Raw genomic sequence first — 25,861 nt, 5'->3', positions numbered from 1 at the left:
TCCTTAGTCTGGTCTGATACTCGCAGCAGGCGGAAACCTCGCTTTGCGGCTGGTGACCATGGCCGCGACGGTATCGCGGCCATGCTGGCGAAAAACGCCTATGAACGTGGAGAATATGCAGGTCGCCGCTATCGGCCATCTGGTAGGGCTTGTCCCGCTCTTTCGCGGCGCGGATTGCGGTGTCTCTCAGTTTGGGCGAGCGCGGTGATATCTCTCGCCGATGCAAAACGGGCATTTTTTCGATTTTTGTCCTGTTGATGCCGCGCTACCCGCGAAAGTATCCGATTTATGGGGTTGCTTTTAGTGGTGCTTGCTGGGCAAGCCCGGGCAATAAAAAACCCGCACAGCTAAGGCTGGTGCGGGTTTCCGGGCATTGTTGGGCAATGCTGGTATGAATCCTGGCGGACAGAGGGGGATTCGAACCCCCGATACGCTTTTGACGTATACACGCTTTCCAGGCGTGCGCCTTCAACCGCTCGGCCACCTGTCCTACTGCATCTTCAGGGGCCTTTTGGTGCGGCTAAAAGGCGCTGCTGAAAATGCGAATCCGCGATTCTAGCAGAATGCGCGGCTACACAGCAAGCGGCCAAACAAAAAGGGACGCACTACGCGCGTCCCTTCCCCTGCCAGCGGCTTTACTTCGACGCCGGCGGGTCCTGCTCCCGGTAGGAGCTGATCGTGCCGTCCGGTTCGGTCTCTTCCAGCCGGACGCGGAATCCCCACAGGCGGGCCAGGTGCTTCATGACCTGTTCGGCATCTTCGCCCGCCAGCGGCCGGCCGCGGCTTTTCAGGTGGCGCAGCACCAGCGAGCGGTCGGTGTCGCGGTTGAAGCGGATGACCTGGATGTCGGGCACCTGGTTGTCGCGGTTGTGCTGCGCGGCAAGCAGGCGGCGAATGTCGCGGTAGCCCTCGTCGTCGTGGATCGCGGCCACTTCCAGCTTGGGGTTGGCCTGATGGTCCGAGATGGCGAAGAAGCGGAACTCGCGGATCAGCCGCGGGGACAGGTACTGCGAGATGAAGGATTCGTCCTTGAAGTTGCGCATGGCGAAGTCGAGCGTCTTCAGCCAGTCCCCGCCCGCAATGTCCGGGAACCACCGGCGGTCCTCGGGCGTGGGCGCTTCGCAGATGCGGCGGATGTCCGACATCATCGCAAAGCCCAGCGCATAGGGGTTGATGCCGCCATAGCCGCGCTCGTCAAAGCCGCGCTGGCTGACGACGTTAGTGTGGCTTTGCAGGAACTCCATCATGAAGCCATCGTTCACCAACCCCTTGTCATGCAGGCGGTTCAGGATGGTGTAGTGCCAGAACGTGGCCCAGCCTTCGTTCATGACTTTGGTCTGGGTCTGCGGATAGAAATACTGCGCGACCTTGCGCACGATGCGCACCAGTTCCTTCTGCCACGGCGCCAGCTTGGGCGAATACTTCTCGATGAAGTACAGCAGGTTTTCCTCGGGCTCGGGCGGAAACACGGTGGCCGCAACGCGGGTGTCCTTGTCCGCCTCGATCCGCGGCAGCGTGCGCCACAGGTCGTTGTATTGCAGGCGCGCATGTTCTTCGCGCTCGGCCTGGCGGGTCGCCTCTTCCTTGTACGAGACCGGCGTGGGCCGCTTGTAGCGGTCCACCCCGTGGTGCGACAGCGCATGGCAGGAGTCCAGCAGCGACTCCACGGCGTCGATGCCGTAGCGGTCTTCGCAGTCCATCACGTACTTGCGCGCGAAGACCAGGTAGTCCAGCACGCCATCGGCGTCCGTCCATTGTCGGAACAGGTAGTTGCCCTTGAAGAAGGAATTGTGCCCGTAGCAGGCGTGCGCAATCACGAGCGCCTGCATCGGCATGGAATTCTCTTCCATTAAATAGGAGATGCAGGGGTTGGAATTGATGACGATTTCGTACGCCAGCCCTTGCATGCCGCGGCGATAGAACTGCTCGTTGCGGATGAATTCCTTGCCGTAGGACCAGTGGGGATAGCCAATGGGCAAGCCCGCCGATGCGTAGGCATCCAGCATCTGTTCCGAGGTGATGACCTCGATCTGGTTCGGATAGGTGTCCAGACCGTATTCGCGGGCGATCTGCGAGATCGCGTCGTCATAGGTCTGGATCAGTTCGAACGTCCATTCGGAACCCTGCGAGATCGGCACGGCGGCACCGCCCGACCCCGGCTCCGCGAGAGCACCCATGTTGGCGTTCATGCGGTCTCCTTCTTGAACAGGTCGTGGAACACAGGAAAGATCTCGCCGCGGTCGCAGATGCGCCGCATGACGAAATGGGGTTCCAGTTTCTGTTCGTACTCGGCCCACAGGCTGCTCTTGCGAGCCTCTTGCGAATCGGGAATTTCTATGTAGGCGAAGTAGCGCGTCGAGGGCAGCAGATGCTCGGCCAGGAATCGCGCGCTCTTGCCCGCGTCGGCGCCAAACGAGTCGCCGTCGCTGGCCTGCGCCGCATAGACGTTCCATGCGGCTGGCGGATAGCGCTTTTCCAGGATCTCGCGCATCAGCTCCAGCGCCGACAGCACGATCGTGCCGCCGCTCTTCGGGTCGTAGAAGAAGGTATGTTCGTCGACTTCCTCGGCGTTGTCGGTATGGCGGATGAAAACCAGGTCGACGTGTTCGTACTTGCGCGACAGGAAGAGGTAGAGCAACGTGAAGAAGCGCTTGGCGAGGTCTTTCTTGCCCTCGTCCATGGAGCCGGACACGTCCATCAGGCAGAACATGACGGCGCGCGCCATGGGGATGGCGACCGACACGCGATTGCGATAGCGCAGGTCCAGGTCGTCCAGGAACGGCACGCGAGCCAGTCGCTCACGGCAGTCCTCGACGTCCTGTTCCAGTTCGCGCACGCGCGCCGCTGGCGCGCCCGCCGCCTTGGCCTCTTCCAACGCCTTTTCCGCGTCTTCAAGGTCGGCGCGCGCCTTCACGCCGAGCGACACGCGCCGCGCCAGCGACGACTTCAGCGTGCGGCTGATGCTGAGCGTGCTGGGCGAGCCCGTGGTGGTGTAGCCGGCGCGCTGCCACTTCTTCTGGCTGACCTCGCCAAGCTGGTTGCGCGCCAGGTGCGGCAATTCCAGATCCTCGAAAAAGAGGTTCAGGAATTCGGCGCGCGACAGGCTGAAGGTGAACTGGTCCACCGACTCGCCTTCACCCGGCTCGGATCCGCCTTCGCCCTGCCCGCCCTGCGGCCGGTCAAAGGTGTCGCCCTTGGCGAATTCGCGATTGCCCGGATGCACCATCTCGCGATCGCCGCCCGCGCCGTGCCGGAACGTCGGCTCGGAGATATCGCGGGCGGGCAGGTTGATCTCACCGCCTTGATCCATATCCTGGATCGAGCGGTCACGGATCATCCCGTGCACCGCCTTGCGGATCTGATCCTTGTAACGCCGAAGAAAGCGCTCCCGGTTAACGGCGCTCTTGTTGCGACCGTTAAGACGGCGATCGATCAGTGAATTCATGATTCACCTCGCTCAGGAAGACTTCCTCACACGGAGATACCACTCGCACAGCAGCCTGACCTGCTTTTCCGTGTAGCCCTTCTCCACCATCCGGTCGACGAAGCTCTGATGTTTCGACTTGTCCTCGGCCGAGGCCTTGGCGTTGAACGAAATCACCGGCAGCAGGTCTTCCGTGTTCGAGAACATCTTCTTCTCGATCACTTCGCGCAGCTTTTCATAGCTGGTCCAGTTCGGATTGCGGCCGCTGTTGTTGGCGCGCGCCCGCAGCACGAAGTTCACGATCTCGTTGCGGAAATCCTTCGGATTGGCAATGCCCGCCGGCTTCTCGATCTTTTCCAGCTCATCGTTCAGCGCGCTGCGGTCGAAGCTTTCGCCGGTTTCGGGATCGCGGAATTCCTCGTCCTGGATCCAGCAGTCGGCAAACGTCACGTAGCGGTCGAAAATGTTCTGGCCGTACTCGGAGTAGGACTCCAGGTAGGCGGTCTGGATCTCCTTGCCGATGAACTCCGCGTAGCGCGGCGCGAGGAAGCCCTTGATGAACTCCAGGTAGCGCCGGCGGATCTCGTCGGGATAGTCTTCGCGGCCGATGCGTTGCTCCAGCACGTACATCAGATGCACCGGATTGGCGGCCACTTCGGTCTGGTCGTAATTGAAGACACTGGACAGGATCTTGTACGCGAAACGCGTTGAGACCCCGGTCATGCCTTCGTCGGTGCCCGCGTAGTCCTTGTACTCCTGCAGCGCCTTGGCCTTGGGATCGACATCCTTCAGGCTTTCGCCGTCGTAGACCCGCAGCTTGGAATAGATGCTGGAATTCTCGGGCTCCTTCAGGCGCGTCAGCACCGAGAACTGCGCCATCATGTCCAGCGTTCCGGGCGCGCACGGCGCTTCGGACAGCGAGCTGTGATGCAGCAGCTTCTCGTAGATGCGGACCTCTTCGGAAACCTGCAGGCAGTAAGGCACCTTGACGATGTAGATACGGTCAAGGAACGCCTCGTTGTGCTTGTTGTTGCGGAAGGTCTGCCACTCGGATTCGTTCGAGTGCGCCAGGATCGTGCCGTTGAACGGGATGGCCGAGAAGCCTTCCGTGCCCTTGAAGTTGCCTTCCTGGGTGGCCGTCAACAGCGGATGCAGCATCTTGATCGGCGCCTTGAACATTTCCACGAACTCGAGCAGCCCCTGGTTCGCCAGGCACAACCCGCCCGAGTAACTGTAGGCGTCGGGGTCGTCCTGCGAATGGCGATCGAGCTTGCGGATATCCACCTTGCCCACCAGCGACGAAATGTCCTGGTTGTTCTCGTCGCCCGGCTCGGTCTTGGCGATGGCGATCTGGCGCAGCACCGAAGGGTTCAGGCGCACGACGCGGAACTTCGAGATGTCGCCGTCGAATTCCTTCAGGCGCTTGACTGCCCACGGCGACATGATGCCGGTCAGGTAGCGCTTCGGAATGCCGTATTCCTTTTCGAGCATGTCGCCGAACCGTTCGGGATGAAACAACCCGAGCGGCGATTCGTTGACCGGCGATCCCTTCAGGGCGTAGATCGGAAAACTTTCCATCAACGCCTTGAGCCGTTCCGCGATGGACGACTTGCCGCCGCCCACCGGCCCGAGCAGATAGAGGATTTGCTTGCGCTCCTCCAGTCCCTGCGCGGCGTGCTTGAAGAACGCAACGATCTGTCCGATCACGTCCTCCATGCCGTAGAACTCCTGGAACGCCGGATAGCGTCGGATGGTCCGGTTGGAAAACAAACGGGAAAGACGTGGGTCGTTGCGCGTATCCACGATCTCAGGTTCGCCGATCGCGGCCAACATGCGCTCAGCGGGGCTGGCGTAGGCCATGGGATCGCGCTTGGCGAGGTTCAGATACTCCTCGAGCGAGAGCTCCGATTCCTGCTCTCTTGCATACTGCGACTTGAAGCCTTCGACGATGTTTTGCACGGAAACCTCCTACAACACGCGAAAAATTCAATACGTCCCTACATGCCCATTGTGCATCAGCGCCTGCGAATTACTAAACAACTTCGCTGTCGGCGTTTTCGGCAGGTCGTTATGTTGCTTTCGCCACACATCAACCATAAGCACGATCGGACCCTTTCTGTTTAGGCTGCACCCCTCGGATACAAGTTCCGTCAGGGATTGCAACGTTGGTGAGCAAGTTCGCTCAGTCGTTTTCAGCATAGAGCCGCATATAGCGTGCCCGACGCAGCCGCACATGAAATGCTCGGCAATGAAATGACGGAATGAGCGATATCCAATGGATTCTTATGAGCCGGGGATAAACCCGAAGCGTCCGCCATGCGATCGCAGCGAACGTGCTGAACGGCGCTTTGCGTCTTCGTTCAGTGTCGTGCCGGTCGGTGTTGTACTGCGCCGATTCGCGGCACGGGAATCCGTGGTGACGAGGGCGCGCGGCGGCTGTGCGGGTTGTCCGTGAGCGTGTAGCGCCAAGTCATGCGTCTTATGCTAAGCCTGTGACCGTCTCGTGGCAATTCATTTTGTGCGAATTGCGCGTGCGCGTAATCACGCGAAACACGATTGACGCCGCGCATGCCGATGCCGGTCATGCAATACGGCACGTCGCATCGGCAGCCCCGCGCCGCCGAGACGCAGGCAGCGCGCGGCTCTACGCGGATTGGCAGCCGAACCCTCGGAGTGCTAGCAGCGGTTTTTCTACGACAGCGCGGGCAGCGCCACGCTTTCCATCAATTGGCGCCACGTGCCGGCGACACGCGCGCGAACGCATAGATCCGCACCCACGCGCACGGCATCGGTGAATTCATAACGCCTCGCGGCGTCCAGATGTTCCAGCATTGGCAGGCGCACCATGCCCGCCGCGTCGCCCAGCAGCACCGGCGCCAGATACAGCAGCAGTTCGTCAACGCAGCCAGCGGAAACCAGCGCGCCGCTCAGTCCCGCGCCGGCCTCGACGTGAACCTCGTTGAACTGCTCGGCAGCCATCCAGCGCATCATCGCGGGCAGATCGACGCGGCCCGGTTCCGTCCCGGGCAAGCACACGACACGCGCGTTCTTGTCCGCCAGGCGCGCGGCCTTTGCGGCGTCCTCGCGCGCGGTGAACACGATGACTTGCGCGCCGTCGAACAACCGCGCGGCTTCGGGGATCTCGAAACGGCCGTCCACGACGGCCTTGCGCGGCTGGCGCGGCGTCTGGACGTCGCGCACGTTCAATTGGGGATCGTCCTTGAGCACTGTGCCCATGCCCGTCAGGACGACACAACTGCGCGCGCGCCAGCGGTGCCCGTCGGCGCGCGCCTCGGGGCCGGTGATCCATTGCGACATGCCGTTATGCAGCGCGCTGCGGCCGTCCAGCGACGCCGCCATCTTCATCCACACCCACGGCAGGCCGCGGCTCATGCGCGAGATGAAGCCGGCGTTCACAGCCAGCGCCTCTTCGCGGCATACGCCCGTCGTCACCGCGATGCCGGCGTCGCGCAGGCGCGCCAGCCCCTGCCCATTCACCAGCGGATTCGGATCGCCCATCGCGACCACCACGCGCGCCGGCCGAGCGGCCAGCACCGCATCCACGCAAGGCGGCGTGCGGCCGAAATGGCTGCAGGGCTCCAGCGTGACGAACAACGTGGAACCTGCCACCGACTCGCCACGCGACTGCGCGTCGCGCAGCGCGCAGATTTCGGCATGCGGGCCGCCTGGCGGCTGCGTCGCGCCCTCGCCCAGCACGCGGCCGTCACGCACGATGACGCAACCGACCCGGGGGTTGGGCGCGGTGGTCGTCATGACGGTCTGCGCCAGCGTCAGCGCGCGTCGCATCCAGAAGAGGTCGTCGGAGTCGCGGGAAATGTCCATGCCGGCGATTGTATGTCCGCCGGCGCCGTCCCGCCCGTCTTTGCCCCCGTGTCGCCGCGCCAAGAAGCGGATGTCCGTTTTGGGCCGTACGTAGTCTCGGATCGCGCTCGCCGCCGAGCCGGTTCGGAGTAAAAATACAGCCGCACCCCTTGAATCGATGGCCAGGAGGCCCGGAAATGAAACAGGCACTTATCGTTATCGACGTACAAGACTCTTTCCGCCAACGTCCGTTTTGGGACGAATCGGAGTATCCGGCGTTCATTTCGCAGCTTCAGGCCCTGATCGATGGCGCCCAGGCCCAGGACATTCCAGTGCTGCAGGTGTTTCACACCAGCCCGTCCGATGATCCCGCGAACCCCTTTTCGCTCGCCTCCGGACACGTCAAGACGTTGAAGGAACTGCGCATTGCTCCGACTGCGGTGTTCCACAAGACGGTCCATTCGTCGCTCTACGCGAAGGATGAAACCGGCGCCACGCTGCACGACTGGCTGCTCAAGCACGGCATCGAAGGCATCATCGTGGCTGGTATCCGCACCGAACAATGCTGCGAAACCACGTCGCGCCATGCCAGCGATGCCGGCTTCAAGGTGGTCTTTCCGACTGACGCCACGCTGACCTTCGCGATGCAAAGCCCGTCGGGCAGGACCTACACGCCGGCCGAGATCCGCGACCGGACCGAGCTGGTGCTGCAAGGCCGTTTTGCCCGCATCGTCCGCGCCGCCGACGCGCTGGCCGTGTAACGCGCAAGCGGGAGGCGCAGATGGTTCCGGTGTACTTCGTGGTGCCGCGCGGCATCGTCCTCCTGGACCTCGCCGGTCCGGCGGAGGCCTTCCGTGTGGCCAACAAGCTGTGCCCGGGCACATTCACCCAGCATTTCTGCAGCCCCTCCCGCGACATCGAAAGCGGCATTCCCGGCCTGCACCTGGCGCGCTTGCAGCCCCTGCCAGCCGTGCTGCCGGCAAACGCGCTGGTCATCGTCTCGGGCGTGGTGGGCAAGCACACGCGCCTGGACGATGAGGACGCGCGCGCCATCGTGGCGTGGCTGGCCGCCCGGCATCCGGCCGACGGCTTCACCTTGATGACGGTCTGCGCGGGCGCGCTGTTTGCAGCCGCGGCGGGCCTGACGCGGCAGCGCGAATGCACCACCCACCACACCTGCCTGGACGAGCTTGCCGCCCTCGATCCCACCGCGCGCCTGCTGGACAACCGCATCTTCGTCGAGGACGGAAACCTCGTCAGCAGCGCGGGCATCACGGCCGGGATCGATCTGGCGCTGCACATGGTGGCGCGCCATTGCGGCCCGCGCGTGGCCAGCGAGGCGGCGCGCGACATGGTTGTCTACCAGCGCCGCGCAGGCTCGGACTCGGCCCTGTCGCCGTGGCTGGATCATCGCAGCCATATGCATCCGGGCGTGCACCGGGTGCAGGATGCCGTCATCCTCGATCCCGCCGCCCCCTGGTCGGCCCAGTCGCTGGCGGACCAGGCGCACACCAGTGCGCGGCACCTGACGCGCCTGTTTCGCGAGCACGCGGGGTGCACGCCGATGGATTACCTGTATCAGATCCGCGTGGCGCTGGCTCGCGACCTGCTGCGCGACACCCGGCTGGACCTGGAACGCGTGGCGGAGAAGTCGGGATTTGGATCGGCGCAGCACATGCGCCGCGTGTGGCGCAAATTCCAGCCGCTGACGCCCAGCCTGATGCGCGAGGCGCCTGGCTAGTCCTTGCGCAACTTGCCCGGCAGCAGCGGGCCCTGCATCTCGCGGATGGCTTCGACGAATTCACCGATGTCCTCGAAGCTTTTGTAGACCGAGGCGAAACGCACGTAGGCCACCTTATCCAGCTTGCGCAGCTCGTTCATGACGAGCTCGCCGATATGTTCGGACGGCACCTCACGCTGGCCGCTGGCCAGCAATTGCTCTTCGATCCGGGCGACGGCGGCATCCACGTCCTCCGTGCTGACGGGACGTTTGCGCAGCGCAAGGCTCAGGCTTGCGCGCAGCTTGACGGGATCGTATTCGCTGCGGCTGCCATTGCGCTTGACGATCGACGGCATGGCAAGCTCCACCCGTTCGTAGGTGGTGAACCGCTTGTCACAGGACAGGCAGCGGCGGCGACGGCGGATGGCGTCGCCCTCTTCGGAGACCCGGCTGTCGACAACCTGCGTTTCGGCATTGCCGCAAAATGGACACCGCATGTGTGATCCCTAAAGGCGCTGGTGGCAATAATTGAGCATATTGTAACGACGTGCATGATGCAAAGCGTCAATTCGGACGACTGCCCTGCCGCGGCCACCTGGCCGATTGCAGGCAGGACGCCGACTGCATGCCCAAAAAGAACAAGGGACGGCGTCTTGCGAGACCGTCCCTTTGCCCGATTCCCGTTCGCGGCGTGGCCGCGCCCGGGTCGCCCGCTTACTTCTTGCCGTAAACCGGCAGGCGCGAGGTCAGTTCATTGACCTTGGCGCGCACGGCGGCGATGTTGGCTTCGTCGCGCGGGTTGTCCAGCACGTCGGCGATCAGGTTGGCCGTCAGCTCGGCATCGGCTTCGGTGAAGCCGCGGGTCGTCATGGCCGGCGTGCCCAGGCGGATGCCGCTGGTCACGAAGGGCTTTTCCGGATCGTTCGGGATGGCGTTCTTGTTGACCGTGATGTGGGCCTGGCCCAGCACCGCTTCGGCTTCCTTGCCCGTGATGCCCTTGGAACGCAGGTCCACCAGCATGACGTGGCTCTCGGTACGGCCCGAGACGATACGCAGGCCACGCTTGACCAGCGTGTCGGCCAGCACCTTGGCGTTCTTGACGACTTGCTGCGCGTAGTCCTTGAACCCGGGTTCCAGCGCTTCCTTGAAGGCCACGGCCTTGCCGGCGATGACATGCATCAGCGGACCGCCCTGGATGCCGGGGAAAATCGCCGAGTTGATGATCTTCTCGTGCTCGGCCTTCATCATGATGACGCCGCCGCGCGGGCCGCGCAGCGACTTGTGCGTGGTCGAGGTGACGAAGTCGGCGTGCGGGACCGGGTTGGGGTAGGCGCCGCCAGCAACCAGGCCGGCGTAGTGGGCGATGTCGACCATGAACAGCGCGCCGTTTTCACGGGCGATGCGGGCCATGCGTTCGAAATCGATGTGCAGGGCGTAGGCCGACGCGCCAGCCACGATCAGCTTGGGCTTGTGTTCCTTGGCCAGTTGCTCGACCTGGTCGTAGTTCAGGACTTCGTTTTCGTCCAGGCCATAGGAGATGAAGTTGTACAGCTTGCCCGAGGCGTTGACCGACGCGCCGTGCGTCAGGTGGCCGCCTTCGGCCAGGCTCATGCCCAGCACGGTGTCGCCCGGCTTGAGGACCGCCATGTACACGCCCTGGTTTGCCTGCGAACCCGAGTTGGGCTGCACGTTGGCGGCTTCGGCGCCAAAGATCTGCTTCAGGCGGTCGATGGCCAGCTGTTCGACCACGTCCACGTATTCGCAACCACCGTAGTAGCGCTTGCCCGGGTAGCCTTCGGCGTACTTGTTCGTGAGCTGCGTGCCCTGCGCTTCCATGACGGCGGGGCTGGCGTAGTTCTCCGAAGCGATCAGCTCGATGTGCTGCTCTTGGCGCTGGTCTTCCTTCTGGATGGCGGCCCAAACGTCCGGGTCAGCCTTGGACAAGGTGAGGTTGCGGTCAAACATGACGGGGGTTTCCTGAGGCGGTAATGGAAAAGAAACGGCAGATAAGAAAACGGCGTCGGGCGGGTAAACCCGGAGAATGCTGAGTAGTTTACCCCGTCGCGCGGGATCATTTGCGCTTAAAACCACCGGAACCGCGCCAAATTCCGGCGCACGGGCGCGAAAACCACGGCTTGCCCACGCGGCCGGAAACGGCACTCATGCCGACTTGAGAAAGTTTCATGCAAGGGTGTTCACGCCACGGCCAAGGGTGCGGCCGGCCGCACCGCGGCCTTGCCGCCATGAAAAAGGGCCGCACTGGGCGGCCCTGCGTACATCTGGCTGAGCGTCAGGCCGACGTGGCCCCGATTTGCTTGGGCGCGAGCCGGGGGTTCAGCGTATAGGTCCCGGTCAGCGATGCCTTGGCCAGCACGTGCTTCTGGATCGCCCGCAGCGCGTCTTCGCCGGTGAACGAGCCCTGCAGGTTCAGGCTGGGCACGTCCAACGCATACAGGGTGAAGATGTAGCGATGCACCAGGGCATCGTTCCAGGGCGGGCACGGACCGTCGTAGCCGAAGTACTCGCCGCTCATGTCGTGGTCATTGGCGAACCACGACGAGTAGGAGTTGATGCCCTGGCGCGCGTCCATGGGCGCCAGCGGGCCCCCCTTGCCGCGCGGCGTGATGCCGTTGGAGAACGCGCCTTCGTCGATCTCGCGCAGGTCGGCCGGCAGGTCCACCAGCACCCAGTGGAAGAAATCCACGCGGGCCAGGTCGGCGGGCACTTCGCGGCCTTCCTGGTTGACGTCGTCTGGGCGCGAGGGCACATCCGGATCGTGGCAGATCAGTGCAAACGACTGTGTGCCCGCGGGGACGTCGTCCCAGGAAAACTGCGGGTTGAAGTTATCTGCCAGCGCGACGTGCGATTGCGCATCGATCTTGCCGAATGCGTAGCGCTCGGGAATCGACTCGTGATCGGAAAATGACAAACTCGAAAGTTCCATGTCGTGCTCCTGTAAATGCCGCAAAGGCGCTCTGCCCCTGTCTGTACCCTGAGCGTATCAAAACTTCGCAATTACGGGTTCAAGTTAACACGGGCGAACTTTCGCTTGCCCACCTGAACGACGTAAGTCCCGGCCGGCAATTGCAACGATTTGTCTTCCACGCGATCGCCGTTGACGCGCACCCCGCCCTGCTCGACGTTGCGCTGCGCTTCCGACCCGGAGGCGACCAGGCCCGCTTCGCGCAACAGCTTCAGAATGCCCACCGGCGCGCCGCCGATATTGACCTCGGGCATGTCGTCGGGAATCGCGCCGTCGCGGAAACGCGCCTCGAACGAGGCCAGCGCATCGTCGGCGGCCTTGGCGGAATGAAAGCGCGCGATGATTTCCTGCGCCAGCATCACCTTGGCATCGCGCGGATTGCGCCCGCCATCGATCTCTTGCTTGAGCGCCGCGATCTCCTCCAGCGAGCGGAAGGACAGCAGTTCGAAGTAGCGCCACATCAGCGTGTCGGAGATCGACATCAGCTTGCCGAACATGGAATCGGGCGACTCCGAAATACCGATGTAGTTGCCCTTGGACTTGGACATCTTCTCTACGCCGTCCGTCCCGACCAGCAGCGGCATCGTCAGGATGCACTGCGGCTCCTGTCCATACTCTTTTTGCAGTTCGCGCCCGACCAGCAGGTTGAACTTCTGATCGGTGCCCCCCAGCTCCAGATCTGACTTCAGCGCGACCGAGTCGTAACCCTGCATCAGCGGATACAGGAATTCATGGACCGAGATCGGGATACCGCCCTTGAAGCGCTTGGTGAAGTCTTCGCGCTCCATCATGCGCGCCACCGTGTAACGCGACGCGAGCTGGATCATGCCGCGGGCGCCGAGCGGGTCGCACCATTCGGAGTTGTAGCGGATCTCGGTGCGGGCCGGATCCAGCACCAGGCTGGCCTGCGCGTAATAGGTCTTGGCGTTGGCCTCGATCTGTTCGCGCGTGAGCGGCGGGCGGGTGCTGTTGCGGCCGCTGGGGTCGCCGATGGTGGAGGTGAAGTCGCCGATCAGGAAGATGACGTTGTGCCCCAGGTCCTGGAGCTGGCGCATCTTGTTCAGCACCACCGTGTGGCCCAGGTGGATGTCCGGTGCGGTCGGATCCAGGCCAAGCTTGATGCGCAGCGGCACGCCGGTGGCGCGGCTCTTGGCCAGCTTGCGGGCGAATTCGGCTTCGACCAGCAGCTCATCGCAGCCGCGCTTGGCTATACGCAGATCGGCTTCGACTTCAGGTGTGATGGGGGCTTCGGTGGGTGACATGACAGGGGGGCCAATGCGGCTTCAGCCGACAAAAAGGTGTAAAAAGTGACGAAAACTATCGTAAATTCTAGCCGAATCAGCTAGGATACCGGCCTAATCATACGCAACTGCCATATGTACGCAGTTGCGTTCGCTCTACATCCCTTGTTCACAAGATGCGCCCCCGCGCCAGCCCTTGCCCCGGAAACGGTGCGCGCGAGGGCCGTTCGTGTACCGCACCCTGCGAGTTCAAGCCACCTGAGAGGGTATTTTCACGATGAATCGTGGCCTCCACGAACTGGCGAGTGGCCTCAAGCGCAAAGTCGCTGCCGTATTTGCGCCCGTTGAGCCCAAGCCCCATCGCTCGGGACTTTTCCGCCGCACGCTTCTCGTCACCGCAATTGGTCTGTTCGCAGGCGCCGCCGCTCTCGGCATGGTGCAGCAACCCGACCGCACCGAACTCCCCCCCTCGCGCGTCATCCAGAGCATTCTGCCGCTGACCGCCGAGCAAGTCGAAGTCAGCACGCCCAGCGCCGCCCCCTACATCAGCGAAACCCGGATCCGTCCGGGCGACACGCTGTCGGCGGTGCTGCAGCGCCTGGAACTCGACGCCCCCAATCTCCAGTCGTTCCTGACCCACGACGCCAGCGCCCGCAGCATCTACAAGCTGTACCCGGGCCGCTCGGTGCAAGCCGCCACGGACGAAGCGGGCAATCTGGTGTGGCTGCGCTACATCCACACGCCCGGCAACGAGACCGACGGCCAGGTCGTGACGCGCATGCTGCACGTGGCCCCGTCCGGCGACGGCTACAAGGCCGAGGAAGTCACCGAAAGCACGGAACGCCAGACCCGCGTCGCGGTCGGCACCATCAAGTCCTCGCTCTTCGGCGCCACGGACTCGGCCGGCATTCCCGACTCGGTCACCATGCAGATGGCCGACATCCTCAGCGCCAAGATCGACTTCCTGCGCGACCTGCGCCAGGGCGATCAATTCCGCGTGGTCTACGAAGTGCGCTCGCACGACGGCCGCTACGCTGGCGCCGGCCGCGTGCTGGCCCTGGAATTCATCAACGGCGGCAAGACCTACAACGCCGTCTGGTTCAGCCCCGATGAAAAGACCGGCTCCTATTACGACTTCGACGGCACCAGCCTGCGCGGCGCCTTCCTGCGCACCGCCCTGAAGTTCAGCCGCATCAGCTCGACCTTCGGCATGCGCATGCACCCCATCCACAAGACCTGGACGGGACACAAGGGCGTGGACTACGCGGCGCCGTCGGGCACGCCGATCCACGCCACCGCGGACGGCACGGTTGAATTCTCGGGCTGGCAGAACGGCTACGGCAACGTGGTCATCGTCAAGCACCACGGCAAGTACTCGACCCTGTACGCGCACCAGAGCCGCATCGCCGAAGGCGTCACCAAGGGCTCGAAGGTGTCGCAGGGCCAACTGCTGGGCTACGTCGGTTCCACCGGCTGGGCCACCGGTCCGCACCTGCACTACGAATTCCGCGTCGACAACCAGCCCATCGATCCGTTGTCGGTGGACCTGCCCGTGGCCCGCGCCCTCGAACCCGCGGAAGTCCGCGCGTTCAACCAGGCGGTTGGCCCCTACAAGCAGCAGATTCAATTGCTGACGCAATTCCAGCAGACGCTGCCCGACGCGCTGACCAACGTGGCCAGCCGCTAAGGCAGGTCCGAAAAAACAGGCCCGCGCGCAGCGGGTGCGGCGGCGGGGCATCAAGCCCCAGCCGCCTTTTTCTTTGGAGGCGCCCGTGAATGCCACCCAGCCCATCCAGCAGGACCGCCGCACGCTCTACATTGGCCTGATGTCCGGCACCAGCGTCGACGGCGTCGACGGCGTGCTGACCCGCCTGGACGACGGCCAGGCGCCTCAGGTGCTGGCCAACGCCAGCCTCCCCATGCCAGAGAATCTGCGGCGCGAGCTGCTGGCGCTGAACGAATCGGGCGGCGACGAACTTGCCCGCGCGGCGCTCGCGGCCAATGCGTTGGCGCGCGTCTATGCCCAAGCCGTGTCCGCATTGCTTGCGGATGCCGGCGTGGCTGCCAGCGACGTCAGCGCCATCGGCGCCCACGGCCAGACCGTGCGTCACCGCCCGGACCTTGGGTACACCCTGCAACTGAACGCCCCCGCCCTGCTGGCGGAACTGACGGGCATTGCCGTCGTGGCCGACTTCCGTTCGCGCGACATTGCCGCTGGCGGCCAGGGCGCACCGCTGGTGCCGCCGTTTCACGCCGCCATCTTCGGCGCCAGCCACGGGCGCGCCGTGCTGAACCTGGGCGGCATCGCCAACGTGACGCTGCTCGTGCCCGGACAGCCGGCGCGCGGCTTTGATACCGGCCCGGCCAACGTGCTGCTGGACGGTTGGTGCCAAAGGCACCTGGGCCGCCCTTACGACGCCGGGGGCCGCTGGGCGGCCTCGGGACAGGTGCTGGCGCCCTTGCTTGAACAACTCATCGGCAGCGAGCCGTGGTTCGGCCTGCCGCCGCCCAAATCCACGGGCCGCGACCTTTTCAACATGCAATGGCTCGACGCCCGCCTGGCGGAATTCGACGGCGCCGCGCCCGCGCCGGAGGACGTTCAGGCCACGCTGCAGCGGCTGACGGCCAGAACCGTGGCGGACGCCATCGACCGGGCGGCCGCGGGCACGCAAGAAGTCTTTGTCTGCGGCGGCGGCGCCCACAACGCCGGCCTGATGCAGGAACTGGCGTATTGCCTGCAACGCCCCGTCCGCGCGACCGACGCCCTTGGCGTGCCTGCGCAACAGGTGGAGGCTCTGGCTTTCGCCTGGCTGGCGCACGCGTTCATGACCGGCAAGCCGGCCGGCCTGCCCAGCGTGACGGGCGCGCGCGGCGCGAGGATTCTTGGGGCGCTATATCCGGCCTGAGCGCGATCCATCACGCGCCCATGCAAAAAGCCCTTCGGCGAACCGAAGGGCTTTTTATCTTGCCTGTGACCCGTCCTGGAATTGGTTGACACCTTTTTGAGAGAAAAAAGGAGAGTCAATTGGAATCAAGGATCAAGCGAACCCAGCGGGACTACAGTCTGGCTTTTAAACTGTCGGTGGTCGAGCAGGTGGAAAAAGGCGAGCTGACGTACAAAGAGGCGCAGCGTCGCTATGGAATCCAAGGCCGGTCGACAGTGCTGGTGTGGCTGCGCAAACATGGCCGCCCGGGCTGGAGCGGCTGGAGCCTGCCGACGGTCAGAGGAGTGGATATGGATCGTCAGGGCAAGGAGGTCACACCCGAGCAGCGGATCAAGGAGCTGGAGGTGCAGCTCAAGGAGGCCCGCGAGAAGGCACAGTTGTTCGAGGCGGTGGTCAACGTGCTGGAGAAGGATTACGGGGTGCGTGTCGTAAAAAAGCCTTTGGGCAAGTCCTCACGCAAAAGCTCGTCCAAGGGTTGAGCGTGGCAAGGGCTTGCCGTTACATGGGCCATAGCCGCCAGGCGTATTACAAGAGCAGGCATAAAGAGCACGAGCGCCAGCAGCAGGCATACCAAGTGGTATCCATGGTCACCGCGCTGCGGGTACGCCAACCGAAGTTGGGTACGCGCAAGCTGCATCACATGCTGGGCCAGCCGCTACGCGAGGCGGGGATCAAGGCCGGGCGCGATGCGCTGTTCGACATCCTGCGCAGCGCCCGGATGCTGGTGCGGCCGCGCCGGGCGTATCACAAGACCACAGATAGCCATCACCGCTTCCGACGCCACCCGAACCTGCTCAAGGCAGGCGAAGGCCAAGTGGTGCCGACGGGCCCGGAGCAGGTCTGGGTAGCCGACATCACCTACCTGCCGACCGCCCAGCGGTGCACCTACTTGAGCTTGGTGACCGACGCCTACTCGCGCAAGATCGTGGGCTACCACGTGGCAGAGAATCTGCAGACCGAAGGGGTGCGCCGCGCACTGGAGATGGCGTTGCGCTCGCGGCGCTCGAGCCAACCGCTGGTGCACCACTCGGATCGAGGCATCCAGTACTGCTCAACGTACTACCAGCGCCTGCACGCGCGGCACGGCATCCGTTGCTCGATGACTGACGGCTACGACTGCTACCAGAATGCCTTGGCTGAGCGGGTCAACGGCATCCTGAAGGGAGAGCTATTGCTCCACAAGCCCGCCGATCTGGCCCAAGCCCGGCTCATGGTCAAGCAGTCCGTCGAAATCTACAACACCGAGCGTCCGCACCTGTCCCTACAATGCAAAACACCCGATGAAGTTCACCGGGTGTTCAGTCCGTAGCCTGCTACGGATACCGTGCCGTAGGTGTCAACCTATGGCAGGACAGGTCACTGCCTGGGTGATTACACCGAGAACGAGGAGCCGCAGCCGCAGGTGGTGCTGGCGTTGGGATTGCGGATGACGAACTGCGCGCCTTCCAGGTCTTCCTTGTAGTCGATCTCGGCGCCGACCAGATACTGGAAGCTCATCGGATCGACGAGCAGTTGCACGCCGGCCTTGTCCAGCACGGTGTCGTCTTCGTTGACGACTTCATCAAACGTAAAACCGTACTGGAAGCCGGAACAGCCGCCGCCCTGCACGAAAACGCGCAGCTTCAGTTCGGGGTTGCCTTCTTCGGCCAACAGGTCTTTCACTTTGGCGGCAGCCGAGTCGGTGAACACCAGGGGAACAGGCGGGGGGGCCTGAAGGTCGACGGTTTCGGTCACTGCATTCATGGTTCACTCCTGGCCGGTACGGCCAAAATTCAGTGAGCGGCGTCGCCGCTCGTATGGTGTCACTATAGCGCAGGGCTTGACCAGACTCAAAGTTCAAGCTTGACACTGCGCGAAGCGCGGACGGTTTCCCCCTCGAGGACGCTGACAGTCACGCTTTCGGGGACAAATCCGTCAGGCACGGCCAGGATGCCCTGACTGCGCTGATACTGGTCGAACTGCAGGGCGAGCGACGCGGCGGTCAGGTTTTCTCCGGTGGCCGTGACGGGGCCGGTCTCGGCCTTGAGCTGCATGGGCGCCAGGTCCACCGTGACGGTTTCGCCCTTGAGCACGCCGGTGGCTTGAAATCGCAGCGCGCCCGCAAAGGGCGTACCGCCATTGCGGCCACTGCGCATCAGCAGGACCTTGTACCGCAGGCCGCCGCCCTCGCGGTCGATCTGCATGCTGCGAATGTCCACGGAGCCCTCAGGGCCGGGCGGCAGCAGCTGTTCATAGAAGGCAAGCTGGTCACGCACGCGGCCGAGTTCGGCTTGGGCGGCGTGAAGCTGGGTTTCGAGTTCTTGGCGGGCCGATCGCTCGATGACGAGTTCGCCATCGGCCTTATCGAGCTGGCCGCGAATGTAGCGCAGTTGCGTGGCCTGCTGACGCATGGCCTCGTCCTGCGCCTCGGCCTGCTGGACGCTGATGACCACGGCGTCCTGCGGACGATAGAGCTGGCGCGCGTGAAAGAACCCGGCGATCCCGCCCACCAGCACGCCCAGCAGCAGCATCGCGCACAGGCGCACGACTGCGCCGTGACTTCGCGATGGGGAACGGGCGGCGGGATCTGCGGGCATAAAGAGCAATATTGGCGGCCCGACAAACGGGCCGCCTTGGCGTTACGGCAGGATGGCGACCTGGTCCAGGCCCATCGTTTCGGGGATGCCGAACATGAGGTTCATGTTCTGCACGGCCTGACCGGCGGCGCCCTTGACCAGATTGTCCTGCACCACCATGACGATCAGCAGGTCGCCGTTGCCCGGGCGGCTGAGCGCGATGCGCAGGTTGTTGGACCCGCGCACCGAGCGCGTTTCGGGATGGCTGCCGGCAGGCATGACGTCCACGAACGGTTCATCGGCGTAGCGCGCTTCGAACAGGGCTTGGAAGTCGGTGTCGCGCGCCTCGGGTTGGATGCGGGCGTAAATAGTGGAGAACATGCCGCGGATCATCGGCACCAGATGCGGCACGAACGTCAGGCCCACCTTGCCGCCGGCCAGCTTTTCCAGCTGGGCGGTGATTTCGGGGTGGTGGCGATGGCCGGCCACGCCGTAGGCCTTGAAGTTGTCGGACGCTTCCGAGAACAGCGAGCCCACCTCTGCCTTGCGGCCGGCGCCGGACACACCCGACTTGCAGTCGGCGATCAGCGTTTGCGTATCGACCAGCGCCTTGCCGCCTTCAAGCAGCGGCGCCAGGCCCAGCAGCACCGTGGTGGGATAGCAGCCGGGGTTGCCGATGACGCGCGCCTTGGAGATGGCTTCGCGGTTCAGTTCGACCAGGCCGTATTGCGACTCGGCCAGGATGTCCGGGCAGGTGTGGGGAATCTTGTACCAGCGTTCGAACGTGGGGATGTCCTGCAGGCGGAAATCGGCGGCCAGGTCGATGACGCGGGTGCCGGCGGCGATGAGCTCTTGCGCCTGCGCCATGGCCACGCCGTGGGGCGTGGCGAAGAAGACGACGTCGCAGTCAGTCAGCGAAGCCTTTTCCGGGGCCGAGAATGCAAGCTTCACACGGCCGCGCAGGTTCGGGTACATGTCGGCGACGGGCAGGCCGTCTTCCTTGCGGGACGTGATGGCAGTCAATTCCACGTTGGGATGCTGCGACAGCAAGCGCAGCAGTTCGACACCGGTGTATCCGGTGCCGCCGACGATACCAACCTTGATGCGAGTGTTCGATGCTTGGGCCATGATGAATGCTCTTCGGAGAACGAATAACGATTGTATCGCTCGGGAATACGGGTAATGCGGCAGGCGTGCTGGAATTGCCACTGCAAACCATTTTCCGACCGAACGCGTGGCGCGGAGTTCCGCGCGCGGGGCCGGCGATGACATTGCATTGCCGGCCCAAAAACAAAAAGCCCGCCGAAGCGGGCTTTTTGCAGGGCATTAACGCTTGCTGAACTGCTTGCGACGACGCGCCTTGCGGAAGCCGACCTTCTTACGTTCGACTTCACGGGCATCGCGGGTCACGAAGCCAGCTTGCGACAGCGAGGGCTTCAGCGTGGCGTCGTAATCGATCAGGGCACGCGTGATGCCGTGACGGATGGCGCCGGCTTGGCCGGTTTCGCCGCCGCCGTGCACGTTGACCTTGATGTCAAACGATTCCAGGTGGCCGGTCAGTTCCAGCGGCTGGCGCACGACCATGCGGCCGGTTTCACGAGCGAAGAACTCGTCGACGGGCTTGCCGTTGACGACGATCTTGCCAGTGCCCTTCTTGATGAAAACGCGAGCCACCGAAGTTTTGCGACGGCCGGTTCCGTAATTCCAGTTACCGATCATGGCGTTTCCTTAGATATCCAGCGTCTTGGGCTGCTGGGCGGTGTGCGGGTGCTCGGCACCGGCATAGACCTTCAGCTTCTTGATCATGGCGTAGCCCAGAGGACCCTTGGGCAGCATGCCCTTGACGGCCTTCTGAATGGCACGGCCGGGAAAACGCTCTTGCATTTTCTCGAAGTTCGTTTCACGGATACCGCCCGGGTACGTCGTGTGGCGGAAGTACTTCTTGTCTTTCGCCTTGGCGCCGGTAACAACGATATCGGACGCGTTGATGATGACGATGTAGTCACCGGTATCAACGTGAGGCGTGAATTCAGGTTTGTGCTTGCCACGCAGACGACGTGCGACTTCGCTGGCCACACGACCGAGGACTTTGCCCTTGGCGTCGATCACAAACCAGTCACGTTGGACTTCATGCGGCTTGGCCACAAAGGTCTTCATGATGGTTCCTAAGAATAAAAAATTTGCTCTGGCCGGAACATCCAGCCAGTGTTCTTTCCCAGACTAGGCCAAAATTTGCAGCCCTTCGGGTTGCAGCCCTTAAGGTACAAATTCCAGCCCTTATCGCCCCCCGCCTAAGCGTTATGAATCCGCCCGTGCAAAGGTCAAAATGAGGGAAAGCCTGAAATTCTAACACGGCTGCTCAAAAAATGGGCAAGCGGACAGAATTCAGGCGATTCGCAGCGGCCATCCCAGGACGGCCGCCGCAAAATTCATCAGGGGACGCATGCCGCCCCCCCCCCCCTGCCCGTCAGGCGCCCAGGTAGGCTTCCAAGACGCGCGGGTGGCCGAGCAGTTCGCGGCCGGTGCCCGTCAGCGCCATGGCGCCGTTTTCAAGCACGTAGCCTTGCTGGGCAATCTTGAGCGCCTGGCGCACGTTCTGTTCGACGAGGAACAGCGTGAGGCCGTCGGCGTTGATGGCGCGCAGCGACCGGAAGATTTCCTGCACGACGATCGGCGCCAAGCCCATCGAGGGCTCGTCCAGCAGCAGCAGACGCGGCTTGGCCATCAGGGCGCGGCCGATGGCCAGCATCTGCTGCTCGCCGCCGGACAGGTTGCCGGCCATGCCGCTGATCCGCTCTTTCAGGCGCGGAAACAGGTTGAACACGTATTCCAGATCGGACGCGACGTTCTTCAGGCCGCGGCGATAGGCGCCGAGTTCCAGGTTTTCCAGCACCGTCATGGTGGTCAGGATGGCCCGGCCTTCGGGCACCTGCACGATGCCGCGCGCGACCAGCTGGTTCGGCGCAAGGTTGGTGACGTCTTCGCCCTCGAAGAGGATGCGGCCGCGCGCCTTGGGCAACAGGCCCGAGAGCGCAAGCAGCGTCGTCGACTTGCCGGCGCCGTTGGCGCCGACCAGGGCGGTGATTTCGTTGGCGTTCAGGTCCAGGTCGATGCCGCGCACGGCTTCGATGTGGCCGTAGTTGACCTCGAGCCCGCGGACTTCCAGCATGGCGCTCATTGTGTAGCCTCCGCGCGTCGCGCTGCGGTATTCGTCTTGGGAGCGGCCCGGCGACTCATCGGGCGGCCTCCGCTTGTTCGGTGTCTTCGTCGTCTTCGCGGCCCAGGTAGGCCTCGATGACCTGTTCGTTGTTGCGGATGTCCTCGGGACCGCCGCACGCGATGATCTTGCCGAAGTTCAGCACCGCGATGCGTTCGCACAGGCCCATGACGAAGCGCATGTCGTGCTCGATCATGAGGATGGTGTAGCCGCGGTCGCGAATGGCCAGGATCTCGCGCATCAGTTCGGCGCGTTCGCCGGTGTTCATGCCGGCGACGGGCTCGTCCAGGAGCAGCAGCTTGGGCTCGGTGGCCAGCGCGCGCGCCAGCTCCAGGCGGCGCTGCTCGCCGTAGGACAGGTTGTCGGCCAGATCGTTGGCCTTGTGGTCCAGGCGCATCCAAGTCAGCAGCTCGTGCGCGCGTTCGCGGGCGCGCTGCTCGTGTTCGCGGTAACCCGGCAGGCCCAGCAGCAGGCTGGGGAAACCGTAGTTCATGTGGCGGTAGGCGCCCACGACGACGTTTTCCAGCAGCGTCATCTCCTTGAAGAGACGGATGTTCTGGAACGTGCGGGCGATGCCCATGCGGGTGATGCTGTGCGGCTTCTTGCGCAGCACGCTCTCGCCCTGGAAGGTGATGGAGCCGCCGCTCGGCGGGAGCAGTCCGGTGATCAGGTTGAACACCGTGGTCTTGCCGGCGCCGTTCGGGCCGATCAGGCCGAAGATGGCGCCTTCGGGCACCGACAGGCTGACGTCATGCAGCACATGCAGGCCGCCAAAGCTCTTGGAGACGGAGGAGAGCTCAAGCATGGCGCTTTCCTCCCTGGCGGCTTTGACGCATCCAGCGCTTGAAGCGCGCCGGATCCCAGATGCCTTGCGGCAGGAACAACACAATCACCACCAGGATCACTCCATTCGCGATCAGGCGCAGATCCGCAAATCCGCGCAGCAATTCGGGCAGCGTCGTAATGATGAAGCTGCCCAGCACGGGGCCGGCCAGGCCGCCGATGCCGCCCAGGATCGCCATCGTCAGGATTTCGACGCCGCGGTCGAAGCCGTATTCGTTGGGACCGATGAAGAACGTCAGGTGCGCATTCAGCGCGCCAGCCAGACCGGCGATCACCGCGCCAGCCACGAAGGCCAGCATCTTGTTGGCGCGCACGTCGATGCCCATCATGCCGGCGGCGGTCTCGTCGCCCCGAATGGCGTCGAAGGAACGGCCGATCTTGGAGGCCCGCACGCGCCACAGCACGAACAGCACGATGATCACGGCCAGCAGCACATGCCACCACTGCGTGAGCTGGGGAATGCCGTTCAGGCCCAGCGCGCCGCCGGTGATGGACTCGGTGTTCAGGATGGTCACGCGGACCACTTCACCGAAGCCCAGCGTGGCCATCGCCAGATAGACCCCCGACAACCGCAGCGTCGGCAGGCCGATCAGGGCCGCGACCAGCGCCGGGGCGGCCATGCCGCCCGCCAGTGCCACTGCGAAGGGCGCATCGTAATTCATGGTGAGCAGCGCGGCCGTGTAGGCCCCGATGCCCATGAAGGCGGCGTTGGCCATGGCAAGCATGCCGCAGGCCAGCGTCAGCCAGATGGAGAGGGCCAAGAGTGCATTGGTGCCAAGCGTCAGCACCAGGTTGCCGTAGATGGCCCAGAAATTTTCGAATCCGCTCATACCTTAAGCCTTGCGTTGAACCACTTTGCCGAACAGACCTTGCGGGCGGACCAGCAGGATCAGGAACAGCAGGCCGAAAGCCACCGCGTCGCGCATGGTGGAGCCGATGTAAGCGACGGACAGCACCTCGGCGAAGCCCAGGAAGAGACCGCCCAGCATGGCGCCGCGGATGTCGCCCATGCCGCCCAGGATGATGACCGCGATGCCCTTGTGCAGCATCGGCTGGCCCATCAGCGGGAACAGCGCGTTCGAGTACAGGCCGATCAGCACGCCGGCCACGCCGCCCAGGGCGGCCGCGGCGAACGAGGTGGTGATGAACAGCTTTTCGACGTTGATGCCCAGCAGCCAGGCGGCCTTGGGCGATTCGGCGATGGCGCGCAGCGCGCGGCCGAACTGCGTGCGGCGCATCACGAACATCAGCACGGCCATCAGCGCGAACGACAGGAAGATGATCCCCAGTTCGATGACGGTCAGGTGCAGGCCGGCGACTTCGATGACTTCCTCGGGCACGGTGCCGTGCGGGAAGCGCAGATTGCTGGCGCCAAAGATGCTTTGGGCGCCGTTGTTCAGGATGATGCCGACACCGATGGTGGCGATCATGGGAATCAGGTGGGGTGCGTTGCGCTTGCGCAGCGGCTTGAGCACCAGGTAGTCGATGATGACCCCGGTGAAGCCGGCGACGAAGAACGCAACCATCAGCGCGGCCCACAAGGGCAGGCTGAATTGCTCGACCACGACCAATGCTGCGTAGGCGCCAACCATGAAGACGGCGCCATGCGCCAGGTTGATCACCCCGAGCACGCCGAAGATCAGCGTGAAGCCCAGCGCGAACAGTGCATACACACAGCCCAGCGACAAGGCATTGACGAATTGTTGTTCGAACATGATGGGACTTTCCAAATCTGATAGGGCCGCCTCGCCGTGCCCACAGCGAGGTCTGGTGTGCTTCCGGGGAAGCCTTCTACTTGGTGAGGCCCTGCGATAAAAAGCGCCTTGCAGACGGCCGGGAGGCCATCCGCAAGGCGCATCCCCCCGCGCGGGGATGCGTACTGCTTACTTCTCGATGACGTACTTGCCGTCCTTGGTCACGCTGACGATCGGCGCCTGGTCGGCGTCGTAACCGGCCGGCTTGCCGGCGCGATCATTGGCCTGGCGGAACTTGAACGGGCCGGTGGCGCCGGTCCAGGTCACGGACGGCAGGGCGTCGCGCAGGGCAGCGCGATCCTTGGGCAGTTCGCCGGTGAGCTTGGTGTTCTTCAGGGCCTGGGCGACGATGTACATGGCGTCATACGACTGCGCCGCGAACTGGTCGGGGGCATTCGTGAACTTGGCCTTGTAGGCGTCGATGAACTTGGTGTTCTCGGGGGACTTGTTTTCGATCGACCACGGGCTGCCGATCCACAGATTGTTCGACGCGCCGCCGGGGGCCAGGTCGAAAATCTTGACCGAGTTCATGCCGTTGCCGCCGATGACGGGCACGTTCAGGCCGAGCTGGCGGGCCTGGACCATGATCGGGGCGCCTTCGGCCAGCAGTGCGGACAGCACGATGGCGTCGGGGTTGGTGCCCTTGATCTTGGTGAGCTGGGCCTTGAAGTCCACGTCGCCCTTGGCGAACGTTTCGGTCGTCGTGACCGGGATCTTCTGGTCTTCCAGGGCCTTCTTGAAGTTGTCGTAGCCGCTCTTGGTGAAGACGTCGTCGTTGCCGTAGAGCACCGCCACGTTCTTCAGGCCAGTCTTGGCCTTGACGGTGGAGATGGTGGCGGGCAGCACGTCGGCTTCGGTGACCGAGTTGCGGAACACGTAGTTGCCGATGGAGGTGATGCCGTCGGCGGTGTTGGAGGTGCCGAAGACGACCGTCTTGGCGGCCTGGGCGACCGGGTCGGCGGCCTGGGCGGAGTTCGACAGGGTGGGACCGAAGACCATCAGGACGTTGTCCTTGAAGATCAGCTTCTTGAAGACGTTGATGGCTTCTTCTTTCTTGCCTTGCTCGTCTTCGATCACCAGCACGATCTTGTTGCCGTTGATGCCACCGGCCGCGTTGATTTGGTCAGCCGCGAGCTGGAAACCGTTGCGGATCGACACGCCGTACTGGGCGGCGCCGCCGGACAGGGCTTCAGCCACGCCCAGCTTGATGTCGGCTGCGTGGGCGGCCGGGACGATACCGGCGGCGATCAGCGCGGCCAGCAGCTTTTTGGTCTTGGATTGCATGGTTGTTACCACCTTAAAGTCTGTCTCGGAATATTGGTAATCCGGGCTGATGTAATCCTGCCGGATTGACGTC

Annotated in this window: 23 protein-coding genes and 1 tRNA gene; 5 read left to right on the top strand and 19 right to left on the bottom strand. The window is 63.7% G+C overall.

The window, feature by feature from the left end; genetic code table 11:
- Window positions 1-399: 399 nt before the first annotated feature.
- From LN047_RS03185 to ribD, 5 genes are all read right to left on the bottom strand, one after another.
- Window positions 400-490: transfer RNA gene (locus LN047_RS03185), tRNA-Ser, on the bottom strand.
- A gap of 145 nt (window positions 491-635) precedes the next feature.
- Window positions 636-2,189 carry a SpoVR family protein gene (locus tag LN047_RS03180; protein ID WP_196589446.1) on the bottom strand — a complete coding sequence of 518 codons (1,554 nt, stop codon included), beginning with the start codon at window positions 2,187-2,189 and terminating at the stop codon, window positions 636-638.
- Window positions 2,186-3,445 carry a YeaH/YhbH family protein gene (locus tag LN047_RS03175; protein ID WP_063951964.1) on the bottom strand — a complete coding sequence of 420 codons (1,260 nt, stop codon included), beginning with the start codon at window positions 3,443-3,445 and terminating at the stop codon, window positions 2,186-2,188. The genes LN047_RS03180 and LN047_RS03175 overlap by 4 nt, the downstream gene beginning before the upstream one ends.
- A gap of 12 nt (window positions 3,446-3,457) precedes the next feature.
- On the bottom strand, window positions 3,458-5,374 hold the full coding sequence (locus LN047_RS03170; RefSeq protein ID WP_370458365.1) for a PrkA family serine protein kinase: 1,917 nt from the start codon (window positions 5,372-5,374) through the stop codon (window positions 3,458-3,460).
- Between the two features lie 741 nt (window positions 5,375-6,115).
- On the bottom strand, window positions 6,116-7,231 hold the full coding sequence (gene ribD / locus LN047_RS03165) for a bifunctional diaminohydroxyphosphoribosylaminopyrimidine deaminase/5-amino-6-(5-phosphoribosylamino)uracil reductase RibD (protein WP_373982100.1): 1,116 nt from the start codon (window positions 7,229-7,231) through the stop codon (window positions 6,116-6,118).
- Window positions 7,232-7,443: 212 nt separating this feature from the next.
- Between ribD and LN047_RS03160 the strand changes: the two genes are divergently transcribed.
- Window positions 7,444-8,007, top strand: coding sequence for a cysteine hydrolase family protein (locus LN047_RS03160; protein WP_180100352.1), 564 nt, complete (start codon window positions 7,444-7,446; stop codon window positions 8,005-8,007).
- Window positions 8,008-8,027: 20 nt separating this feature from the next.
- Complete coding sequence (locus tag LN047_RS03155) at window positions 8,028-8,987, top strand: GlxA family transcriptional regulator (RefSeq protein WP_373981144.1); 960 nt, start codon at window positions 8,028-8,030, stop codon at window positions 8,985-8,987.
- Here LN047_RS03155 and nrdR read toward each other — a convergent pair.
- The 4 genes from nrdR to tyrS all read right to left on the bottom strand — a co-directional run bounded on the left by nrdR (window position 8,984) and on the right by tyrS (window position 13,211).
- On the bottom strand, window positions 8,984-9,463 hold the full coding sequence (gene nrdR / locus LN047_RS03150) for a transcriptional regulator NrdR (protein ID WP_056327845.1): 480 nt from the start codon (window positions 9,461-9,463) through the stop codon (window positions 8,984-8,986). The genes LN047_RS03155 and nrdR overlap by 4 nt on opposite strands.
- Before the next feature lie 217 nt (window positions 9,464-9,680).
- Window positions 9,681-10,931: a serine hydroxymethyltransferase gene (glyA, locus tag LN047_RS03145; RefSeq protein WP_056327844.1), complete on the bottom strand. Its 1,251-nt coding sequence runs from the start codon at window positions 10,929-10,931 to the stop codon at window positions 9,681-9,683.
- A 325-nt stretch (window positions 10,932-11,256) separates the two neighbouring features.
- Window positions 11,257-11,910, bottom strand: coding sequence for a YbhB/YbcL family Raf kinase inhibitor-like protein (locus LN047_RS03140; protein WP_056327843.1), 654 nt, complete (start codon window positions 11,908-11,910; stop codon window positions 11,257-11,259).
- 71 nt (window positions 11,911-11,981) lie between these two features.
- The gene (tyrS, locus tag LN047_RS03135) at window positions 11,982-13,211 is read right to left on the bottom strand and encodes a tyrosine--tRNA ligase (protein WP_152383345.1); all 1,230 of its coding nucleotides are present in this window, start codon (window positions 13,209-13,211) and stop codon (window positions 11,982-11,984) included.
- Between the two features lie 256 nt (window positions 13,212-13,467).
- Between tyrS and LN047_RS03130 the strand changes: the two genes are divergently transcribed.
- From LN047_RS03130 to LN047_RS03120, 3 genes are all read left to right on the top strand, one after another.
- Complete coding sequence (locus LN047_RS03130; protein ID WP_262761633.1) at window positions 13,468-14,877, top strand: peptidoglycan DD-metalloendopeptidase family protein; 1,410 nt, start codon at window positions 13,468-13,470, stop codon at window positions 14,875-14,877.
- Window positions 14,878-15,016: 139 nt separating this feature from the next.
- The gene (locus LN047_RS03125) at window positions 15,017-16,096 is read left to right on the top strand and encodes an anhydro-N-acetylmuramic acid kinase (RefSeq protein WP_373982099.1); all 1,080 of its coding nucleotides are present in this window, start codon (window positions 15,017-15,019) and stop codon (window positions 16,094-16,096) included.
- 119 nt (window positions 16,097-16,215) lie between these two features.
- A protein-coding gene (locus LN047_RS03120; protein WP_373981143.1) for an IS3 family transposase occupies window positions 16,216-17,444 on the top strand; the annotation gives its coding sequence in 2 pieces (ribosomal slippage) (window positions 16,216-16,563 and window positions 16,566-17,444; 1,227 coding nt in all).
- 62 nt (window positions 17,445-17,506) lie between these two features.
- On the opposite strand, the gene erpA is transcribed toward LN047_RS03120, so the two are convergent.
- From erpA to LN047_RS03070, 10 genes are all read right to left on the bottom strand, one after another.
- Window positions 17,507-17,878 (bottom strand): iron-sulfur cluster insertion protein ErpA, encoded by a 372-nt coding sequence (gene erpA / locus LN047_RS03115; RefSeq protein ID WP_056327840.1) that lies wholly within the window; start codon window positions 17,876-17,878, stop codon window positions 17,507-17,509.
- Window positions 17,879-17,964: 86 nt separating this feature from the next.
- Window positions 17,965-18,711 (bottom strand): DUF6776 family protein, encoded by a 747-nt coding sequence (locus tag LN047_RS03110; protein ID WP_056327839.1) that lies wholly within the window; start codon window positions 18,709-18,711, stop codon window positions 17,965-17,967.
- A 42-nt stretch (window positions 18,712-18,753) separates the two neighbouring features.
- On the bottom strand, window positions 18,754-19,818 hold the full coding sequence (gene argC / locus LN047_RS03105; RefSeq protein ID WP_056327838.1) for an N-acetyl-gamma-glutamyl-phosphate reductase: 1,065 nt from the start codon (window positions 19,816-19,818) through the stop codon (window positions 18,754-18,756).
- A 198-nt stretch (window positions 19,819-20,016) separates the two neighbouring features.
- Window positions 20,017-20,409, bottom strand: coding sequence for a 30S ribosomal protein S9 (gene rpsI, locus LN047_RS03100; RefSeq protein WP_008163098.1), 393 nt, complete (start codon window positions 20,407-20,409; stop codon window positions 20,017-20,019).
- Between the two features lie 9 nt (window positions 20,410-20,418).
- Complete coding sequence (rplM, locus tag LN047_RS03095; protein WP_008163100.1) at window positions 20,419-20,847, bottom strand: 50S ribosomal protein L13; 429 nt, start codon at window positions 20,845-20,847, stop codon at window positions 20,419-20,421.
- 310 nt (window positions 20,848-21,157) lie between these two features.
- Window positions 21,158-21,868, bottom strand: coding sequence for an ABC transporter ATP-binding protein (locus LN047_RS03090; RefSeq protein WP_056327837.1), 711 nt, complete (start codon window positions 21,866-21,868; stop codon window positions 21,158-21,160).
- A 55-nt stretch (window positions 21,869-21,923) separates the two neighbouring features.
- Window positions 21,924-22,712 (bottom strand): ABC transporter ATP-binding protein, encoded by a 789-nt coding sequence (locus tag LN047_RS03085; protein ID WP_056327836.1) that lies wholly within the window; start codon window positions 22,710-22,712, stop codon window positions 21,924-21,926.
- Window positions 22,705-23,580 carry a branched-chain amino acid ABC transporter permease gene (locus LN047_RS03080; RefSeq protein WP_056327835.1) on the bottom strand — a complete coding sequence of 292 codons (876 nt, stop codon included), beginning with the start codon at window positions 23,578-23,580 and terminating at the stop codon, window positions 22,705-22,707. Before LN047_RS03080 ends, LN047_RS03085 begins: the two co-directional genes overlap by 8 nt.
- A gap of 3 nt (window positions 23,581-23,583) precedes the next feature.
- Window positions 23,584-24,465, bottom strand: a complete 882-nt coding sequence (locus tag LN047_RS03075; protein ID WP_056327834.1) for a branched-chain amino acid ABC transporter permease — start codon at window positions 24,463-24,465, stop codon at window positions 23,584-23,586.
- 168 nt (window positions 24,466-24,633) lie between these two features.
- A complete protein-coding gene (locus LN047_RS03070; RefSeq protein ID WP_056327833.1) occupies window positions 24,634-25,788 on the bottom strand; it encodes an ABC transporter substrate-binding protein in 1,155 nt (384 codons plus the stop codon).
- Window positions 25,789-25,861 lie beyond the last annotated feature (73 nt).

Origin of the sequence: Achromobacter sp. JD417, assembly GCF_041879325.1 — a bacterium.
GTDB classification, from domain to species: Bacteria; Pseudomonadota; Gammaproteobacteria; order Burkholderiales; family Burkholderiaceae_B; genus Achromobacter; species Achromobacter mucicolens.
Note: the sequence above shows the minus strand (reverse complement) of the source record. Positions and strands in the feature narration are given on the sequence as shown.

What these genes read in the sequence shown, in the direction of transcription:
- LN047_RS03180 (WP_196589446.1), bottom strand. Translation starts at nt 2,189, where the DNA reads ATGAACGCCAACATGGGTGCTCTCGCGGAGCCGGGGTCGGGCGGTGCC.
- LN047_RS03175 (WP_063951964.1), bottom strand. Translation starts at nt 3,445, where the DNA reads ATGAATTCACTGATCGATCGCCGTCTTAACGGTCGCAACAAGAGCGCC.
- ribD (WP_373982100.1), bottom strand. Translation starts at nt 7,231, where the DNA reads ATGCGACGCGCGCTGACGCTGGCGCAGACCGTCATGACGACCACCGCG.
- LN047_RS03160 (WP_180100352.1), top strand. Translation starts at nt 7,444, where the DNA reads ATGAAACAGGCACTTATCGTTATCGACGTACAAGACTCTTTCCGCCAA.
- LN047_RS03155 (WP_373981144.1), top strand. Translation starts at nt 8,028, where the DNA reads ATGGTTCCGGTGTACTTCGTGGTGCCGCGCGGCATCGTCCTCCTGGAC.
- nrdR (WP_056327845.1), bottom strand. Translation starts at nt 9,463, where the DNA reads ATGCGGTGTCCATTTTGCGGCAATGCCGAAACGCAGGTTGTCGACAGC.
- glyA (WP_056327844.1), bottom strand. Translation starts at nt 10,931, where the DNA reads ATGTTTGACCGCAACCTCACCTTGTCCAAGGCTGACCCGGACGTTTGG.
- LN047_RS03140 (WP_056327843.1), bottom strand. Translation starts at nt 11,910, where the DNA reads ATGGAACTTTCGAGTTTGTCATTTTCCGATCACGAGTCGATTCCCGAG.
- tyrS (WP_152383345.1), bottom strand. Translation starts at nt 13,211, where the DNA reads ATGTCACCCACCGAAGCCCCCATCACACCTGAAGTCGAAGCCGATCTG.
- LN047_RS03130 (WP_262761633.1), top strand. Translation starts at nt 13,468, where the DNA reads ATGAATCGTGGCCTCCACGAACTGGCGAGTGGCCTCAAGCGCAAAGTC.
- LN047_RS03125 (WP_373982099.1), top strand. Translation starts at nt 15,017, where the DNA reads ATGTCCGGCACCAGCGTCGACGGCGTCGACGGCGTGCTGACCCGCCTG.
- erpA (WP_056327840.1), bottom strand. Translation starts at nt 17,878, where the DNA reads ATGAATGCAGTGACCGAAACCGTCGACCTTCAGGCCCCCCCGCCTGTT.
- LN047_RS03110 (WP_056327839.1), bottom strand. Translation starts at nt 18,711, where the DNA reads ATGCCCGCAGATCCCGCCGCCCGTTCCCCATCGCGAAGTCACGGCGCA.
- argC (WP_056327838.1), bottom strand. Translation starts at nt 19,818, where the DNA reads ATGGCCCAAGCATCGAACACTCGCATCAAGGTTGGTATCGTCGGCGGC.
- rpsI (WP_008163098.1), bottom strand. Translation starts at nt 20,409, where the DNA reads ATGATCGGTAACTGGAATTACGGAACCGGCCGTCGCAAAACTTCGGTG.
- rplM (WP_008163100.1), bottom strand. Translation starts at nt 20,847, where the DNA reads ATGAAGACCTTTGTGGCCAAGCCGCATGAAGTCCAACGTGACTGGTTT.
- LN047_RS03090 (WP_056327837.1), bottom strand. Translation starts at nt 21,868, where the DNA reads ATGAGCGCCATGCTGGAAGTCCGCGGGCTCGAGGTCAACTACGGCCAC.
- LN047_RS03085 (WP_056327836.1), bottom strand. Translation starts at nt 22,712, where the DNA reads ATGCTTGAGCTCTCCTCCGTCTCCAAGAGCTTTGGCGGCCTGCATGTG.
- LN047_RS03080 (WP_056327835.1), bottom strand. Translation starts at nt 23,580, where the DNA reads ATGAGCGGATTCGAAAATTTCTGGGCCATCTACGGCAACCTGGTGCTG.
- LN047_RS03075 (WP_056327834.1), bottom strand. Translation starts at nt 24,465, where the DNA reads ATGTTCGAACAACAATTCGTCAATGCCTTGTCGCTGGGCTGTGTGTAT.
- LN047_RS03070 (WP_056327833.1), bottom strand. Translation starts at nt 25,788, where the DNA reads ATGCAATCCAAGACCAAAAAGCTGCTGGCCGCGCTGATCGCCGCCGGT.